The sequence below is a fragment of the Candidatus Nomurabacteria bacterium genome (assembly GCA_023898525.1).
Lineage (GTDB): Bacteria > Patescibacteriota > Minisyncoccia > Phycocordibacterales > UBA918 > OLB19.
Map to the genome: position 1 here is coordinate 567,120 of CP060227.1, position 16,777 is coordinate 583,896.

20 protein-coding genes are annotated in these 16,777 nt (G+C 40.4%); 7 read left to right on the top strand and 13 right to left on the bottom strand.

Annotated elements, in window-relative coordinates; translation table 11 throughout:
* Window positions 1-3: 3 nt before the first annotated feature.
* Genes H6779_02610 through H6779_02620 form a run of 3 tightly spaced genes read right to left on the bottom strand, consistent with a single transcriptional unit; the run spans window position 4 to window position 3,024 of the window.
* Window positions 4-2,370: a DEAD/DEAH box helicase family protein gene (locus H6779_02610; protein USN87281.1), complete on the bottom strand. Its 2,367-nt coding sequence runs from the start codon at window positions 2,368-2,370 to the stop codon at window positions 4-6.
* 4 nt (window positions 2,371-2,374) lie between these two features.
* Window positions 2,375-2,578, bottom strand: a complete 204-nt coding sequence (locus tag H6779_02615) for a helix-turn-helix domain-containing protein (GenBank protein ID USN87282.1) — start codon at window positions 2,576-2,578, stop codon at window positions 2,375-2,377.
* A gap of 26 nt (window positions 2,579-2,604) precedes the next feature.
* On the bottom strand, window positions 2,605-3,024 hold the full coding sequence (locus H6779_02620) for a recombinase zinc beta ribbon domain-containing protein (GenBank protein USN87283.1): 420 nt from the start codon (window positions 3,022-3,024) through the stop codon (window positions 2,605-2,607).
* A gap of 112 nt (window positions 3,025-3,136) precedes the next feature.
* Here H6779_02620 and H6779_02625 point away from each other — a divergent pair, with 112 nt between their 5' ends.
* Window positions 3,137-3,805, top strand: a complete 669-nt coding sequence (locus H6779_02625; protein USN87284.1) for a hypothetical protein — start codon at window positions 3,137-3,139, stop codon at window positions 3,803-3,805.
* 319 nt (window positions 3,806-4,124) lie between these two features.
* Complete coding sequence (locus tag H6779_02630) at window positions 4,125-4,691, top strand: DNA-3-methyladenine glycosylase I (protein ID USN87285.1); 567 nt, start codon at window positions 4,125-4,127, stop codon at window positions 4,689-4,691.
* Window positions 4,692-4,755: 64 nt separating this feature from the next.
* Here H6779_02630 and H6779_02635 read toward each other — a convergent pair whose 3' ends face one another.
* On the bottom strand, window positions 4,756-5,073 hold the full coding sequence (locus tag H6779_02635) for a cell wall hydrolase (protein USN87286.1): 318 nt from the start codon (window positions 5,071-5,073) through the stop codon (window positions 4,756-4,758).
* Window positions 5,074-5,394: 321 nt separating this feature from the next.
* Window positions 5,395-6,084 (bottom strand): hypothetical protein, encoded by a 690-nt coding sequence (locus tag H6779_02640; protein USN87287.1) that lies wholly within the window; start codon window positions 6,082-6,084, stop codon window positions 5,395-5,397.
* Between the two features lie 74 nt (window positions 6,085-6,158).
* Between H6779_02640 and H6779_02645 the strand changes: the two genes are divergently transcribed.
* The gene (locus tag H6779_02645; protein ID USN87288.1) at window positions 6,159-6,770 is read left to right on the top strand and encodes a TVP38/TMEM64 family protein; all 612 of its coding nucleotides are present in this window, start codon (window positions 6,159-6,161) and stop codon (window positions 6,768-6,770) included.
* Between the two features lie 18 nt (window positions 6,771-6,788).
* On the opposite strand, the gene H6779_02650 is transcribed toward H6779_02645, so the two are convergent.
* From H6779_02650 to zwf, 3 genes are read right to left on the bottom strand one after another with little or no spacing between them, the layout of a single operon-like run.
* A complete protein-coding gene (locus tag H6779_02650; GenBank protein ID USN87289.1) occupies window positions 6,789-7,487 on the bottom strand; it encodes a 6-phosphogluconolactonase in 699 nt (232 codons plus the stop codon).
* A gap of 1 nt (window position 7,488) precedes the next feature.
* Window positions 7,489-8,388 (bottom strand): decarboxylating 6-phosphogluconate dehydrogenase, encoded by a 900-nt coding sequence (gene gnd, locus H6779_02655; GenBank protein ID USN87290.1) that lies wholly within the window; start codon window positions 8,386-8,388, stop codon window positions 7,489-7,491.
* Between the two features lie 28 nt (window positions 8,389-8,416).
* Window positions 8,417-9,898, bottom strand: coding sequence for a glucose-6-phosphate dehydrogenase (gene zwf / locus H6779_02660; protein ID USN87291.1), 1,482 nt, complete (start codon window positions 9,896-9,898; stop codon window positions 8,417-8,419).
* 18 nt (window positions 9,899-9,916) lie between these two features.
* Between zwf and H6779_02665 the strand changes: the two genes are divergently transcribed.
* Both H6779_02665 and H6779_02670 read left to right on the top strand, forming a co-directional pair.
* Entirely contained in the window at window positions 9,917-10,237 is a 321-nt protein-coding gene (locus H6779_02665; protein USN87292.1) for a winged helix-turn-helix transcriptional regulator, read from the top strand.
* 11 nt (window positions 10,238-10,248) lie between these two features.
* Window positions 10,249-10,887, top strand: coding sequence for a TVP38/TMEM64 family protein (locus H6779_02670; GenBank protein ID USN87293.1), 639 nt, complete (start codon window positions 10,249-10,251; stop codon window positions 10,885-10,887).
* A gap of 58 nt (window positions 10,888-10,945) precedes the next feature.
* Here H6779_02670 and H6779_02675 read toward each other — a convergent pair whose 3' ends face one another.
* Window positions 10,946-12,379 carry an FAD-dependent oxidoreductase gene (locus H6779_02675; GenBank protein USN87294.1) on the bottom strand — a complete coding sequence of 478 codons (1,434 nt, stop codon included), beginning with the start codon at window positions 12,377-12,379 and terminating at the stop codon, window positions 10,946-10,948.
* 115 nt (window positions 12,380-12,494) lie between these two features.
* On the bottom strand, window positions 12,495-12,758 hold the full coding sequence (rpsT, locus tag H6779_02680) for a 30S ribosomal protein S20 (GenBank protein ID USN87295.1): 264 nt from the start codon (window positions 12,756-12,758) through the stop codon (window positions 12,495-12,497).
* 125 nt (window positions 12,759-12,883) lie between these two features.
* Between rpsT and H6779_02685 the strand changes: the two genes are divergently transcribed.
* Together H6779_02685 and ruvA are read left to right on the top strand one after the other, a co-directional pair.
* A complete protein-coding gene (locus tag H6779_02685; GenBank protein ID USN87296.1) occupies window positions 12,884-13,804 on the top strand; it encodes an aminotransferase class IV in 921 nt (306 codons plus the stop codon).
* A gap of 68 nt (window positions 13,805-13,872) precedes the next feature.
* Window positions 13,873-14,460, top strand: a complete 588-nt coding sequence (gene ruvA / locus H6779_02690) for a Holliday junction branch migration protein RuvA (GenBank protein USN87297.1) — start codon at window positions 13,873-13,875, stop codon at window positions 14,458-14,460.
* Window positions 14,461-14,537: 77 nt separating this feature from the next.
* Here the strand turns inward: ruvA and H6779_02695 are convergent, their stop codons facing one another.
* The 3 genes from H6779_02695 to H6779_02705 all read right to left on the bottom strand — a co-directional run bounded on the left by H6779_02695 (window position 14,538) and on the right by H6779_02705 (window position 16,746).
* Window positions 14,538-15,407, bottom strand: coding sequence for a hypothetical protein (locus H6779_02695; protein USN87298.1), 870 nt, complete (start codon window positions 15,405-15,407; stop codon window positions 14,538-14,540).
* Between the two features lie 39 nt (window positions 15,408-15,446).
* A complete protein-coding gene (locus H6779_02700) occupies window positions 15,447-15,977 on the bottom strand; it encodes a hypothetical protein (GenBank protein USN87299.1) in 531 nt (176 codons plus the stop codon).
* Window positions 15,978-16,047: 70 nt separating this feature from the next.
* The gene (locus H6779_02705) at window positions 16,048-16,746 is read right to left on the bottom strand and encodes a hypothetical protein (GenBank protein ID USN87300.1); all 699 of its coding nucleotides are present in this window, start codon (window positions 16,744-16,746) and stop codon (window positions 16,048-16,050) included.
* Window positions 16,747-16,777 lie beyond the last annotated feature (31 nt).

Here is a 16,777-nt window from a genome sequence, read left to right on the forward strand (position 1 = left end):
AGATTATTGTGCGTACATTACATCGAGTAATTCATCGACCGTTTGGAAGTATCCTTCTTTTCCACCAAAGAGCGATACGAGTTCGTAATCAGTACCCATTGAACGAAGTGGTTCTAGAGTAAGAATTCGAACGCTCTCAATGTCTTTAAGAGTAACGTCAGCATATTTCTCAAGAAGTGCTTCAAGCACTTCTCGTGCCTTTCCGCTGTACTTATCAAGATAGTTTGAGCGGCGTACCGCTTCAATACGCTCATTCTTCTTCATCATCTTCTTATCATAGGCAACGTGCATGATGAGATCAAACAAATCAAAATCTGCTCCAACTTGCTTCTGAAGCTCCTCGAGCGGAATACCACTCGCATCAATTTTATCAATAATAGCTTGGCGACGTTCTGCTGATTGCCAGGCACTGAAGAAACTTTCGAGTGTTGGGTAGTGCGTGAGAATATTCTTTTTGGTGAAATCAGTAAGCGATTGTGTGAGGAGTTTGCCGTCGGGACCAAGGTATTGCACTTGTTCCTTTACCACTGCGTACGGCACGCCGCTGAGTTTGTAGACTGGTGGACGTTCTGCAACCTCTTCTGAACCTTGTGAAATAACAGCGTCTACAAGTTCGTCTTCTTCAAACTTTTCCTCGACTGACATGTCTTCTGGATCTTCCGCTTCTATAGTTTCAGCAATATCTTCATCTTCTCCAACTTCAAATACACGCTCAGCGACACCGTCAAAGGCAGGGTCAGCAAAAAGTTTTGTGGCACCTTGAAAGTCCATAATCGTGAACCACATCTTTCCTTTGTCTTCACGAACTCGGGTACCTCGACCAATAATCTGCTTAAACTCAGTCATGCTCTCAATCGGCTTGTCGAGCACAATGAGTTTGCAGGTTTGAGCATCCACACCAGTTGAGAGAAGTTGCGAGGTAGTAACAATTGTTGGGAATCGCTCTTCTGGGTCAATGAAGCGGTCAAGTTGATTCTTTCCTTCTTCATCGTCACCTGTAATACGCATGACGTAACGAATATCCTCTCGGGCTCGTTCACCAGCTACATTTACTAACGCACTACGCATACGTTCAGCGTGAGCAGTTGTACGGCAAAAAACAATTGTCTTTGCATATGGGTCTTCTACTGCTTCAAGGTACTCAAATATCTTTTCTGCAATTACTTTCTCTCGCTGTGGGAAGATAACGGATTTATTAATATCGCGAAGTTCATAGAGTCGATCTTCTACTGGATTCCCATTATCATCTACGGTACCTGGCACAGGGCGCCAGCCAGTCACATCGTTATCGAGTAATACCCGCATAACCTTGTATGGTGCCAAGAATCCATCATCAATACCTTGCTTGAGTGAGTAGGTATAGATAGGGTCACCAAAATAGTGTGAGGTGCTGGTGTCAGCGGTTTCTTTTGGTGTAGCGGTAAGACCAAGGTGTGTTGCTCCAGTAAAGTGCTCAAGAATTTCTCGCCACTCGCTATTTTCTGAAGCGCTACCTCGGTGACACTCATCAATAACAATAAGATCGAAGAAATCTGAAGGTAATCGTTTGAAGAGTTTCTCTTCCTCTTCCTTGCCACTCATTGCTTGGTAGAGACTAAGGAATATTTCATGAGACATCAGTGACCCTAGATCATTGAAGTTCTGTCGTGAAATCTTAGTTAGTGCATCACCAAAGTGCTTGAGGTCATTAATGCGTGCTTGGTCAACAAGAATATTTCTATCAGCTAAAAACAATACTCGCTTTGCGCTACCAGACTTCCAAAGACGCCAAATAATCTGTCCAGCAGTGTACGTCTTTCCAGTACCAGTAGCCATAACGAGTAAAATGCGTTTCTGACCACGCGCTACAGCCTCAACTGCTCGATCAATAGCAATACGTTGGAAATATCGTGGCGATTTGTTTGGGTCGTCAGAATATAGTGGGGTTTCAATTACATTCTTAACAGCTTCAGCTTCACCCTTCCATGTGAGGTATCGAGCATACAATTCATCTGGTGATGGAAATTGGTCAGGAGTGAGAGTAGTCTCAGTCTCTGGTGAGAGACCAGTTCGGTCATGAAAAAGGAAACCCTCACCATTTGCCGAGAAAACGAATGGGACATCGAGCGCTGATGCGTACCCAAGAGCCTGCTGCATTCCTGCACCAAGATCTTTGGCAGCCGACTTTGCCTCCACAAGAGCAATTGGAAGATTTGGTCGGTACTCAAGAAGAAAGTCTACTTTCTTCTTTTCTCCTCGTTTAGCAACACGTCCGCTAACGTGAATGCGGCCCATCGTGTATGGGTACTCCTCTCGTATCTGGTGATCATTCCATCCAGCACCTACTATGGTAGGGCGAATGAGACGATTTCTTGTTTCTTCTTCATTCATAAAATTAGTTGCTCTTGGTTAAAAAACTGATGATGTCCTCTTTACGGTAGCGACGGTCTTTTCTTGTACCAAAGCGTAGTGCTTTTAATACACCGTTATTGTCCCACTTACGAAGCGTGTTGGGGTGGCAATTGAGAACATCACAGGCCTGTTGCAAGGTCAGGATGTCTGGCAGCTCCAATAGCTTTTTTTCGTGGTTCGTTGGCATAATTGCTAACTTAACACAAGTTTACACTAATTTTCGAGGATGACCATTTTATTTTTAAGCTTGATTTCAGACTTGAAGCATCCCATCAACTCCCGCTTCTCTTCATTTGAACCCTCCTTTAGCACGTACTTGGCGTAGTCTCTGAGGTTTATATCTTGATGATCGCTAGCCCTCCCCTTGATGCCGAGCACCCCTTTATGGAATTTGTTGAATCGCTTCAACTCCTCCTCGAATTTAACCTGTACTCCTGTCTCATTGAGATTAATCTTGTCCATGAGCTTGCTGAACTGCTCAGTAAGCTCTTCTTCCCGCATGTATGGATTCTTGCAGTGGCGGTCTTTAGAGCGACCACACCCGTAATAGATGTACTTAGCAGTAGTGCCATCTTTTAATGCTTTATACTTTTCTTCCGCACTGATACCAGAACCACAGAGTCCACAAGTCATAAGCTTTGTAAAAGTAAATTCCTTGCCTTTTTATACAAACTTAGATACTGTTGCAAACGGAAATACGACACAGTGAGCAATATATACAAACTACAACTTTAGGAGGTGTCCTATGCACAGATGTGAAGGAAAATGGATTGAAGCATATCAAGATAAAAAAGCTTTTTGGATGCATAGTGGTGACAATACAAAACCACATGCCCTACTTACCAGCAGAAAACATTCAAACGGTTTCTTTAACAGTCGGTTAATAATAGCTGATGAACCACTACTGAATGAAGCGGCAGCTGATTTGCTGGAAATGTATCTAAAACATTATGGAGGAGCGATAAATGATATCGATGGCGTAGTTGGCCCACAAACCGGTGCTACAAAATTAGCAAAATTGATTTGTCAGCATGTAGTAAATGAGACTGGAAGCGACCGCTTTTATGCTTCACCGGCAAAATACACCGACGAAGATGGGGTTAAATCAATGGTTTTTACAGACGAAGACTTGCTCCTATTAGCAGGAAACACAATCTTGCTCTGTGAGGACGTAGTAACCACCGGTGGAAGTATCGGGCTAACAGCAGAAGCTGCAGAAAAGGCTAACGCAACAGTAATGCCTTATATAGTTACCTTAGTGAATCGCTCTGGACAAAGTGAAATTGATAACCGAAAAATAATTTCCCTGATCAGCAAACACATGCCCACCTGGGCAGAAGAAGAATGTCCTCTCTGCAAAACCGGCTCTCAAGCCTTACCGGCTAAAGATAACTGGAATGAGTTGAATAAGTAAAGTAATTTTTAACCTCTATGCTTTTAAAGCCCTCAATAAGTTGGGGGCTTCATCTTTATCTATTTGACATCAGACCAACCGATATTACTTTTGTTCTGTTTGATTCGTTATTTTTACTCAACCAAGGCGTCCCTTACTTGTATATTTTCTGGGACAAAGTTTTAAAGCGGTACACACGCCCAAAACCGTTGCTGTAGATAGGTAAACACTACTACCTATTTTTTTGGGAAATTGATTGACTCCAACCCGGATCTAAAAAAACTCTTATTTACTGTTAATGTTATACTGTCACGCACACTAGAAACTGTAGTTACTCAACATGAATAAACAAAAAAAGCGCTGTTGGAATATTTCTGAAGACGACACATTGATGGCTGATTATCACGATAACGAATGGGGTAAGCCGGTACATGATGATCGACATTTATTTGAAATACTAATATTAGACGGCGCCCAAGCTGGTCTGTCGTGGCGGACAATTTTGAGTAAACGTGATAATTACCGCCAAGCCTTTGATAATTTTGATGTTCAAAAAGTAGCTCAATACAATGAAAAAAAGATTGAAGAACTAATGAATAACGAAGGGATAGTCCGCAACCGCCTAAAGATTCAGTCAGCCATCAGAAACGCCAAGGTATTCATGGAAATACAAAAAGAGTTTGGGTCATTTGATAAATATATCTGGAGTTTTTCAGGCGGTAAAACCATCAAAAATAATTGGACGAAGCAAGAGGACGTACCCGCCACTTCCCCGCTCTCAGATGAGATTAGTAAGGATTTGAAAAAACGCGGTATGAATTTTGTCGGTTCCACTATTATTTATGCAGCGATTCAAAGCATTGGTATTGTCGACGACCATTTGGTCGGCTGTCATAAAAATTGGTAAATATAAGAAAAGAAAAAACCAGCTGCACATGGCAACTGGCTCAATATTTTTGTTACTGCTGTTTTTACCCCTCAGAATAAAAGAGGTGGCTCCCCGCTCTGCAGACAAAGAATTCACGCTTTGCCCACTCTGGCGGAGTCTCCACAATGTCTGGGTTGTAGTACAAAACTGCACCCGGACAAGGATTTGCTATGCGATCAGTCAACACATCTACCACAACTTTTTCAATTTCAACATATCTGTTGAAATATTTTGGTTGCAATAACTCGCTGAACTGCACAGTACACACTCCATCGTACTGACATTTTATATCACCTGGGCGATTTTCATTTCTTTGATAGATGACATTTATCATTCTATCTGGAAATTTTTCTGAGAACATTCTGGTCAATACAGTATACGTTACCGCAGGCCAACTGTTAGGATCCCATTTATCAACCCAGACTTCGCTGTAGACTAGCCGAGTAAGAGAATCTACAACAAACTCCCATTCTTTTTCAGAATGGATATTGTATGGATATTGTATGGATAGAATGAATAAGAAGTCACCTGAAGTGGGATTGTTAGACCGCCACTTTCATATTTGATACTAGACTTACCAGTAACCGCCCAAAACGTCAAAATAACTACTATAAGAATTACAGAAATAATCCTCATTTCATCCCCTTAAATAACAAAAATATATGACTCATAATAACACGAATCACATTTTTGTCAATGTCTGCTGACCAACCTGTTCTGAATCGTTGTTATGATCTACAGAAAATTTTCTTAAAATTCTTGGTGCAAACGGGATTTTCTGTCTTCGCCTCATCCAGTAATAACCAATCGTAGCAACAATGATAGCGCCTGCTCCATTAAAGATAAAATCCCACATAGTATCGGGCAAGCCATTTTCTTGCATTGTGTAACCAAACAGAGTATCCCCTGCATATTCGTAAATTTCCCAAACCACAGATAAAGCTAAAGAAAAACAAACGGCAAACACTGAGATGAAACCGGGGCTCATAGTGAGTTTATCTGATCGCCTGGCGTTCAAAATATAAACCATGACAAACCCTACCACCCCGAGCAATATGCCAGATTGAAAATGAAGCACCGTATCCCACCAATAGAATTTTTCATAAAAATCATTTAGACTACCCAAAAACAAAGAGAGAAAAATAAAAACCACGATGGCAAAATCGAGTTCAAACGGCATGTAAAAACGATACTGCATCCGCAAGAAGGAAGGGGTTATCATAAGCAGCAATATAAATACCGCACTAACCGCTGACTCCCACTCACCATAGAAAAGAAAAACGAACACCGACAAAGCCACAAAGGCTCGCATTCCGAAATAAATATTTAAAGCCAGTTTATTTCGTTCACCATTATTATAGTCACGACTCATAAACTTTATTATACAAAGATTACACCTTTTTACTACACTATACGTACTTCTGAAAAATATGCTTTAATCAATGAGTGCATGATAAACATTCAGACCTTATAGGCTTAGGCATTGTAGTCATTTTGTTTGGTCTAGCTTTATATGTAAGCCAATCTTTTGGTGCTGAACTTGGAGCGTACTTGAACTTTGGCTTCAGTGGCATGTTCATCTATGTATTATTGGGAATAATCGCCACTGTAGCTGCCCCAATTACAACTGTCCCTTTGATACCGATTGCGACCAGCCTTTGGGGGGCTTTTATCACTGGGCTTTTAAGTGTAGTAGCATGGACAATCGGAGCAATAATCGCCTTTATGTTAGCTCGTCGCTTTGGCAGACCAATATTAAGCAAGTACATTGACCTATCAAAAATCTCTAGGTACGAAAAGATTTTTGGTGATGAACAAATATTTTGGCAAATTGTCATCTTGCGCATGATGATACCGGTGGATATTTTAAGTTATGCGATTGGATTATTTTCGACCGTGAAATTAAGTACTTATACCGCCGCCACAATTATTGGTATCTCCCCTTTTGCTTTCATTCTAGCCTATATGCCCAATATGGACTTAACTATACAAATCTATGTCGGTATCTTTATCGCCATAGTAGCCTATCTTGGTTATAGAAAATTTAACCGCAAGTAGTCTATTTTTATTTGAGTCCTAGTCAGTATCTATATCTGTAAACAACCATGTACTCTTCATTTTTCTCAAGATGCAAACTGGTGTCAAACCTTGGTTACAATCGGTATCGTTTTCCAACCTCTTTACAATAACCTGCTTTTCTTTACCGGCTGCGTAGACGATAGCAAAATCAATTTGTTCAATCATGAAAGTTGGGGTGACGGTGATACGCTTAGTGTATTCATTTACCTCTTTTGGTACTTCATATGACACCGCCCACTTACCCAAAGCAAAGCTATTAGCATAATCTCCCGGCATGATACCGGCCGTGTGGCCATCTAGACCAATCCCAACCGTAGCAATTATAATTCCGGAAGGATTCTCTTGTCGCCATTCCCTCAACTCAGTCTCCCACTTTTCTGCAACCTCTTGGCAACCATTGTTATCATAAACTTTGGTGGAAATAGTCTTTACCTTTTTACCTGACGCCCGTTTATAAAATTCTGTCTTTTCTATTTGAGCGAAGTTGTTTATATTTTCGTCAGAAGAACAGCGTTCATCCAGAACTGTCAGTGTCAGGTTTTCACTTAAACTTTCTGCAGCTATTTGATCCAGTAATGTCAAAGCCGAGCCACCAGAAAGCATGAGTAGAACAGACTGATCTTTATATTTAATTAACAATTGTTGCAACGCTTTGCCGGCTTCTTCGGCTGGATTTTTTGATCGGATAACCTCCATATTAATCCTTGTTTACCACCTTATGTCCACCAAATTGATTACGCATAGAAGCTACCAACTTACCTAAATAAGACTCTTTTTCGCGAGTAACTTTTCTTTGCTCTAGGGCCGCCTTGAGGACTTTTGTCTCTCCTATAGTCAGGATATGTTCCATTTCAAATTCTGTCTCACCGGTTGGTACCACCCCAGCCACCACATCTATCTGTCCTTCTTCATAAGCCTGTCTAAGCCAGGTCACTAACTTACTCGTTATAATACTTTCGTGTTCATAGGGTTTAAACACCTCTTTTAGATCAATACCAAACTCTTCTTCATGTTCATGTAACACAGTCACACCTTCTGCAATCGCCCCCATCATGCCATACTCAATGCCGTTATGCACCATCTTTACAAAATGTCCCGCTCCTTCATTACCTACTCGCGCATACCCATTTGGTGCTGCCAGTGTCTCAAAAATATGTTCATGTTCAGCGAATATTTCCGGCTTTCCACCAACCATAATCGAAGCTCCATACCGAGCTCCCTCCATACCGCCAGACATACCACAATCTAAGAAATTCAACTCCTTCTCCACTAAAGCTTTATGTCGTCTGAGTGAATCTTGATAAAAACTATTCCCACCATCAATCACTGTGTCACCCTTAGCCAAAAGTGGTATTAGTTCATCAAGGACACTGTCGACCAGTTTGCTCGGCACCATTAGCCACACCACCCTGTCTTCGGGCAAAGCGGCCGTCATCTCAGAATAATTCTCAACCACTTCCACTCCAGCTGCTTTGGCGGCCTTTTGCGCTTCTTCGTTTGGATCAAACCCTACTACTCTATAACCTTTTTCTACCAACAGAGCTGTCATATTTAAACCCATGCGACCAAGTCCGATAAAACCAATTTCTTTTTTCATAAAAAATAAATATATTAGCTAACAAATACTATTTGGCATCAGTTGGGCCACTGCTTCCTTTCGGATATTTGAGTAGCGGCAGATTTTTAAATGACTCAATAATCGGAGTCACAAAACGCCAAGCTGCCTCCACTTCATCGCTACTTACAAACCGAGTTTGGTTACCAGAAATACAGTCATACAAGACTCGCTCGTAAGCTTCGGGTGAATAGCTATCTGTAGTCTTCTCGTGCAACAGCACCAACTTTTGTTCTTTAAGAGAAAATTCGAAACCCGGCTCTTTCATCCACATTGAGAGACAGATGTGTTGTTCGAGAGCAAATTGTATCTTGAGTACATTTTTGTGCTGATGCACTTCCTCCGTATACGCACAGTTACAATTATCAGCTGAGCGAAAAGTAATGACTGCCTCGTTAATAGTTTTGTCCAAAGCTTTTCCAGCCTCAAGCGAAAAATGTACTCCTGACCACTCAGAATCTTTAGCCACAAAAGAGATCTTAAAATATGTCTCAGTCTCCGAATCCTCTTCCACACCCAACGTTTCAGTGAACCCTTCATATTGCCCTCGCACTACCCGATCCGGGCCCTGACTCAAGAGTGAAGACAAGGCTTCGGCTCTGGCTTTCCTTACTGAAGCTGCATCATGCACGTCGACTTTAGACATGGTAAGCAAAGCCAACATTTGTAGCAAATGATTTTGCCCAACGTCTCGTAAAGTTCCTATGTTGTCATAAAATGATCCACGATTAGAAACATCCTTTTCTTCCAAAAGACGAATGTCAATTGATTCTATATTGTCTTTATTCCAAGAATCAGTCAAAATACTGTTAGCAAAACGTAAGGAGATGATATTTTCAATAGCATCTTTTTCCAAGTAGTGATCAATTCGGTACACCTGTTCATCAGTAAACAAATTGCAAAGTTTGTCTTCAAGAACCTGAGCTGTCTCCAGGTCTCGACCAAATGGTTTTTCAACCAAAAGTCGTGACCAAGAATCATGATTGTCACAAAGCGCCATGGCCTGACTATCGTTTAATTGTTCAAAAATTATATTGTAATACTGTGGCGGCACCGCTAAATAAAACAACTTATTGGTGCATTGCTTTATTTCAGTATCATAATTTAGCAAAGCTGTTTTGATCTTGGTGTAGGCTTCGTCGTCGTCAAAGCTACCGTCGAGGTAGCGCAGGTGACTACAAAATTCAGACACAGCCTCACTGTCATGTTGATGTCCTTTTTTGTTGATACTTTCTTTTACAAAATCTCGATATTCTTGATCTGACAGAATTTTACGCGACAAGCCTATGATTACAAATTTATCTGGTAAAGCTCCTGTCACATATAAATCAAGTAAAGCTGGAAAAAGCTTAGTCTGAGCTAGATCGCCGGTTCCACCAAAAACTACTATAGCGGTCGGTAGGTTGTACTTTTTGTTATCTATCATCATTCTCAATAATACACCCACCTCTTGAAGACTTACACCCTTCCATGTTAATATTTTAGTAATCACGCAAGTAATTAAATCACTATGTTAGAAAAAGAAAAAATTGAAGCCTTACGAAAAAAACTCAGCACATCAGTCGATGATGTTATATTGATTGAAACCTTCAAGCTTTTAGGCGACAAAAATCGTTTTCGGATTATCAAAATGCTAACTGAAGAAAAGGAATTATGTGTTAGCGAACTGGCTGCCATTCTTGATACCTCAATGTCAGCTGTATCGCAACATCTTCGCATCTTAGAAATGTCGGGCTTAGTCGAAGGTAAGCGCTGTGGCCAGATGATGTGCTACACACCTTTAATAGATCATCCAAAAGTAAAGGCTATTATCAAACTAATGGATTCTTAATCTAGAGCAAAATGCCCATTAATTTAAACATAAAAAATATTCTTGGTGCGCTTTGGATTTTAATAATACTTGCCGCCATTTACTACTATCTAAGCCATGGCATATCGATTGAAACCATTCAAAGCAACCTAGCCGGTCTAGGTTGGTGGTCTGGACTAGTATTTATACTCGCATATACCATTAGACCTTTAGTATTTTTTCCAGCCTCAATTATGACCCCTTTGTCGGCGGTTCTATTTGGACCCGTCATGGGTTGGGTATATACATATATAGGTGAAAATTTATCTGCTACTGTCGCCTTCTTTACCGCCCGCTACTTTGGTCGTAACTTTGTCAAAGAGAACCAAAACGCCTTTATCAAAAAATACGATGAGAAACTGCGCTGCTGTGGCTTTGAAACAGTTTTAACCTTGCGCCTGATTCCTCTTTTCCCTTTTGATTTTGTTAACTATGCTTCTGGACTCTCCGCCATCCGTTACAGTAGCTATATCGGCGCAACCTTGCTCGGTGTAATTCCTGGTTTAACCGCCTACATCTTTCTCGGTGGATCATTAATGAATCCTTATTTGATCATTCCAACCGTTATTCTCTTTGGTTTGATTGCTTGGTTTGTCCACCGTCATCATAAAAAGACAAAGGATCAGGCATAAAAAAATAAAAGGCCGCCCAGCCCGTCATAAATGACGGGCTGGGCGGCCTTTTATTTTTTTATGCCTGCAAACGATACAACCACCGCATTATGCTTTTAACTCTCGGTGTCAGGCGTTGTCTTTGACCTTCTGCCACCAAGCGCTTATTTATTCTTGCTGCGGTTGGGTAAGGATAGGTTTTATTAAAAATAGCATTCACGGTCAAATCGTTTTGGGTTGCTAAGATTAATTCCTGGATCAGCTCTCCGGCATTAGGAGCCACCATTGTGCCACCCAATATTTTCTTAGAACTGGTCTCAACAAACATTTTGGCATGACCATACCTAGCATCATCGGTAATAGCCCGATCATCTTCAGCAAATGAAGATTCGAGCACCGCGTATTTAATCCCCCGCTTTTGTAGTTCTGTTTCTGACAAACCATAAGTCGCTAACTCAGGAGAAGTATAAGTAACCCAAGAAATCGCGTCGGTTGATAATTTATTCTTAAACAAAGGAGTTAAGAAGTTTCTGATGATAACTCCAGCGTGTATTTCCGCCGCGTGGGTAAACTGATGCTGACCAACCACGTCTCCGCAAACAAGAATATTTTTGTTGGTAGTCCGCAAATAATCGTCAACCACAATTTTGCCGCGCTCATTTACTGCTACCCCGGCTTTTTGTAAAGCTAGAGATTCAGTATTTAGCACCCGTCCAATTGATACCAAAACCGCATCGAAAGTTATCGTATCATTAGTTTTGTTATCCCTATCTTCGATCACCAAAGTGTCTCCATTTTCAAAACGCAATGAGTTTTTATTGAAGTGAAAATTAACTCCATCCTTGATTAAACGATCAAATAAAATAGAAGAAATATCACCATCTTCTCGCGGCAGTATTCTGTCATCAATCGTCACCATATCGACCGCAGAACCAAAATGACGAAAAGCTTGACCAAGCTCAATCCCGATTGGACCAGCTCCAATCACCAGCAATCTTTTCGGTAAAGACGTTAAAGAAAAAATATTTTCGTTGGTAAACAATCTTCCTGCTTCCTGCACCACCTCTATACCGGGGATTGAAAGTGTTCGCGGTCGAGAGCCGGTGGCAATTATTATCTTCTTTCCTTTATACACTTGATCGCCTACCTTAACCGAATTTTTTGATTCAAAGTTCGCCTCACCAAGGACCACATCCATACCCTTAGAACGAAAGTGGTCAGCACTTTCGTGGGTTCGAATAATATCTTGCGTACTTTTTACATACGCCATAACCTCATCAAGATTAACTTCACCCTCTGTTTTTAGACCAAACCTGGATGCGTCTTTGGCTTCTTTAAATTTTCTAGCCACATGTATCAAAGCCTTTGAAGGTACACAACCAGTATTCAAACAGTCGCCACCAATATGATCAGCACTCTTATCAATTAAGAGCACCTTAAGGCCGATACTGTTCATAAAAGAAGCAACATTGAGTCCTCCCGATCCGGCACCAATGATTATAATGTCGTACATAAAAAGATATTAGCAATACTTTAGCATGTGCGCAATTATTTAATTCACACTTATGCTAGTGTGAGGAGTCTATAAATAAAAGAAAAAACCAGCATCAGCTGGTTTTTTCTTTTATTTATTTTACAGTCTTTACTTTTGCTGTTAGTCGTGACTTTTTGCGAGCGGCGGTATTATCTTTGATAACTCCTCTTTTCGCAGCCTTGTCAATCGCCTTGTAAGCTTTTGGTAATAGCTCCTTAGCTTTCTTGGCGTCACCGGCAGTAACAGCTTTTGTGACATCTTTCACCACATCGTTCATGGCACCCTTACGACGAATATTAAATACTCGCTTTTTTAGTGACTGAACATGGGCTTTTTTTGCTCCTTTTGTTATCGGCATATAATTTATTTAAGTGACAGCACTATACGGCATTAACAGCAAAAAAGCAACCTTTTTACTGACCCAAACCCTGCCCGCAGACCAGTATTCTCAAGCACTCAAAGAAATGCTACTCTTTAAGTAATATGGCTAAACTTTATCCAAAATCTTTCTTTAAAGACCAGATTGTAGACACCGGGAACGCAAACTTGAACATCGCCAGCTCTGCCGTACTTTACGGTCTTAGTGTTTATACTGTCTTTCCGATATCCTTAACACCAGAAGGCTTAGCTGCCTTTCGTCTACCTGATCATTACAGACGCTTAATTAATTCCGCTCGCATCATCGGGATAGACACCTTTGAATTAAACTGGACTTACGAGAAATTCTTGCAAACAGTAATAGAATTGGCTAAAGCTAACAATCTGCAAGACAATGTTTTTGTTCGTGCCACGGTTCACGTTGATGAGTTGGTACCAGGCACTAAATCACGCGGGCTAAACACCAGCCTGAGCATGTTTATCTATGAAGCAACACCCATCGTACCCCAAGACGGCATGCGGCTAAAGACCAGTGTCTGGCGCAGAATTCCTGATTATGTTATTCCCTCTCGCGCCAAGGTGAACGGAGCTTACGTAAACTCAGTCCTAGCCAAACAAGACGCCTTAGACAGCGGTTACGATGATTGTATTTTTCTCGATACTCACGGTCATGTTTGTGAACTAAGTGCGGCCAATATTTTTATTGTAAACAACGACACTCTCATTACCCCAGACAGCGCCTCTGACTTACTAGAAGGAATCAACCGACGCACTATTCTTGAATTTGCTAAAGAGCTTAATATACCAACCCAAACCAGAACCGTTGACCTCACCGAGCTCTACACCGCAGACGAAATCTTTGTTTGTGGCACCTCTTCATATATTGCACCAGTCAAAGAAATCGATGCCAGACCAATCGGTAATGGTGAATCGGGTACTATAACCAAAACCTTTAGAGAAAAACATGAAAAAGTTTTGACCGGAAAAGATGAAAGTTATCGAAAGTATCTTACAAAACTGGACTAGAGGCCCTTGGTTAGACAGCATTATATAACATTCCCTTCCTTTTAAGACTTGTGTACAATACACTTAATATGATTAGACAACTAGAAGGTAAAATCACGGCAATTTCAGAAAGTAGCATAGTAGTAATGGTAAATGGTATTGGCTACCAAGTTTTTACCAATACCAGCCGGCGCGAGTTTATCCCTGACGAGACTGTCTTTATGTACACTCACCTCGCCGTACGCGAGACCGCCCTTGACCTCTACGGTTTTACCGACCGCGACGAACTTACCTACTTTGAACTCTTACTAAATATTCCCAAAGTCGGTCCCAAGTCTGCGCTAGCTATACTAAACCAAGCCGACATCAACCTTCTTTATAGCACCGCCGCCGAACAAGACGCTGACCAACTACACAAACTCTCTGGCATAGGGAAAAAGACTGCTATCAATATAGTTAATTATTTATCAAGTAAGCTAGACCAATTACCCAACACCGCTTCGGCCACAGCCGTTTCCAGCTCTCAGTTATCGACCGCCCAAATTGATGCTATCGACGCTTTAATCACGCTTGGTTATGACCCAAAAGAAGCCCGCTCCTATGTAATTAAAATGAATGGATCCGATGACACAAAAACTTTAGTGCAAGAAGTCTTAAAACAAATCCCGATTCCGTAGAAATACAGAGGATTTTTCAAAAAACCACTAGACACTTGTGTCTAGTGGAGAAATAACCACAAAAAAGAACAAAATAACTATAATAAAGTCATAGCATCAACCGCATACCACTGACCAGTAACACCGGTCTGTTGTGGATTGAGCCATACACCTTCTATATCGTTGTATGTTTCAGTCTTGTATTTATCAAACTCTTCCTCCGGTTCTATCAACTCAACCGTCTTAAGGATTTTGGTGAAGAGAGCTTCGGTTTCTTCGACGTCAGCGGTTTGGGGAGGCAATAGTGAGATAAAAATATTTCGATAATTCTTAGGTTCTGCAACATAAGAATATTGAGCCTCTTGTTCAAAAAAACCCCGATTCTCTCTATATGTAGACCAACCCTCCAAGAGATTTGTTTCCAAACATCCTGGTCTACTAGCTGGATTGTCACACCGAGACTTAAATCCAGTGTTGGGAAAGATATCGGCTTTATACACTACAGATAAGCGATAGCCAGATTTAACAATATATCCGCCATCCATAAACAAGGGTTCTTGCCTAGTTTTAAAATCACTAGTTTCATAAACATCTTGAGTACTAAATAAATATTTACTCTGATATGGATGTGAGTACTTGTGTGTACTTGAACTGACATGAATAAACTCCATATCTCTCGGCACCCCAAATCTCACTGTGCCCGAAGAAATAATAAACTCCTCAAAGTCTTCAGGCAGTGGTGTGAGTTCACTGTATTTCTTTGGTGACACCTTAGGTATCATGTATTCTTCCTTTTCAGGATCTGTAGTGTAGGATTTATATTGAGTGGTGGTTGCTTGGTTTTGTGTACTATTGTTTGTTTGTTGGTTTTTAGTATTGTCTGTTGTTTTTTCTTGGTCAAACAGCATAAATGCCAAGCTGGCTATAACCGCCAATGATATAAGGAAGATGATGTGGTTTTTGTTCACAAAAACAAAATATTATTTACAATCTTATGAGTAAAATTATTACTCAATAATACCTATATACTCGTAAGAACTATAACAAGCACCTACACCATGTCCACCCACCGGCTTTTTCTGAAACTGTAGAGATATAGGATCAACAACAGATGACTGTATTACCGCCTTATCTTTCTCCGGTATCTCATGCCAAGGAAGATTTAATAATACTCCACCGGTCTCACTCAAGGAATACACTCCATTACCACGCTTAATACGATCAACAATTGACAGAACTTCTTCACCAAACGGTTCTTTAATTTCAATCATGTGACATATGCCATTTTCATCAATACTTTTACTATATTCAAAATCTCTGTCTGGAACATTATAGTCAATTATCGTGTATGTTCCCGTAAACACAACTAGTCCAGAAATTGGTTTAGACTTCTCATCATCAATATTTATAAAGTCACTATCATGGGTATTTGTTGTATGTTCTTCAACTTCATTTAAAGTTATGTGATTAAAAATAACAACAAATAATCCCATAATAATCACGATCACTATAATATAAGCTATATATACTTTATTCATAGTGAAAACCGTACCACAACAGTGTATAAAAAGAAATCTCTAGATCGATTTTTTAAAAGAGAAGTTGGACTTATTCTTTCACTACTTCTATCAGCTCCACTGTTTTAAGAATCTCGGTAAAGAGAGCTTCTGTTTCTTCAATGTCGGCGGTTTGGGGGGGATAGAGTGTCATCTCTAAACTACCGAATATTTTAGACTGTGCAATATATATATATTGTAGATTTTCTTCAAAATAATTATCGTTTAGTCTGTAAGTGTACCAGTTATCTAGAAGATCGGTCTCATAACAAGTTTTACGATTTATAGCTAATAAACATCTAGAACCGTACCCTTTGTCTCCGTAACTTAAATTAAGTTGGACGAATAGCTGATATCCAGATGTAACCACGTAATCGTCTTCACCTTGAAGATCAGCGGCTATTATCTGGTTATAATCTTTGGTTTGATAATGATAAGTATTGTCACTAGAGCCAGTATTTACCAAACCTAAGTCTTTAGGTAACCCAAACCGCACGGTACCACTAGCAATAATAAACTCCTCAAAGTCTTCCGGTAGTGGAGTTAGTTCACTATACTTCTTTGGTTCTACCTTAGGTATCATGTATTCTTCCTTTTCAGGATCTGTAGTGTAGGATTTGTATTGAGTGGTGGTTGATATAGCTGTTTTATCATTAAGAATGTTGTTGGTTTTTTCTTGATCAAACAGTATAAAGGCCAGACCGGCGGTCACTGCCAACATAACGAGAAAGATGATGTGGTTTTTATTCATGATGGAAACCGTATCACAACAGTGTATAAAA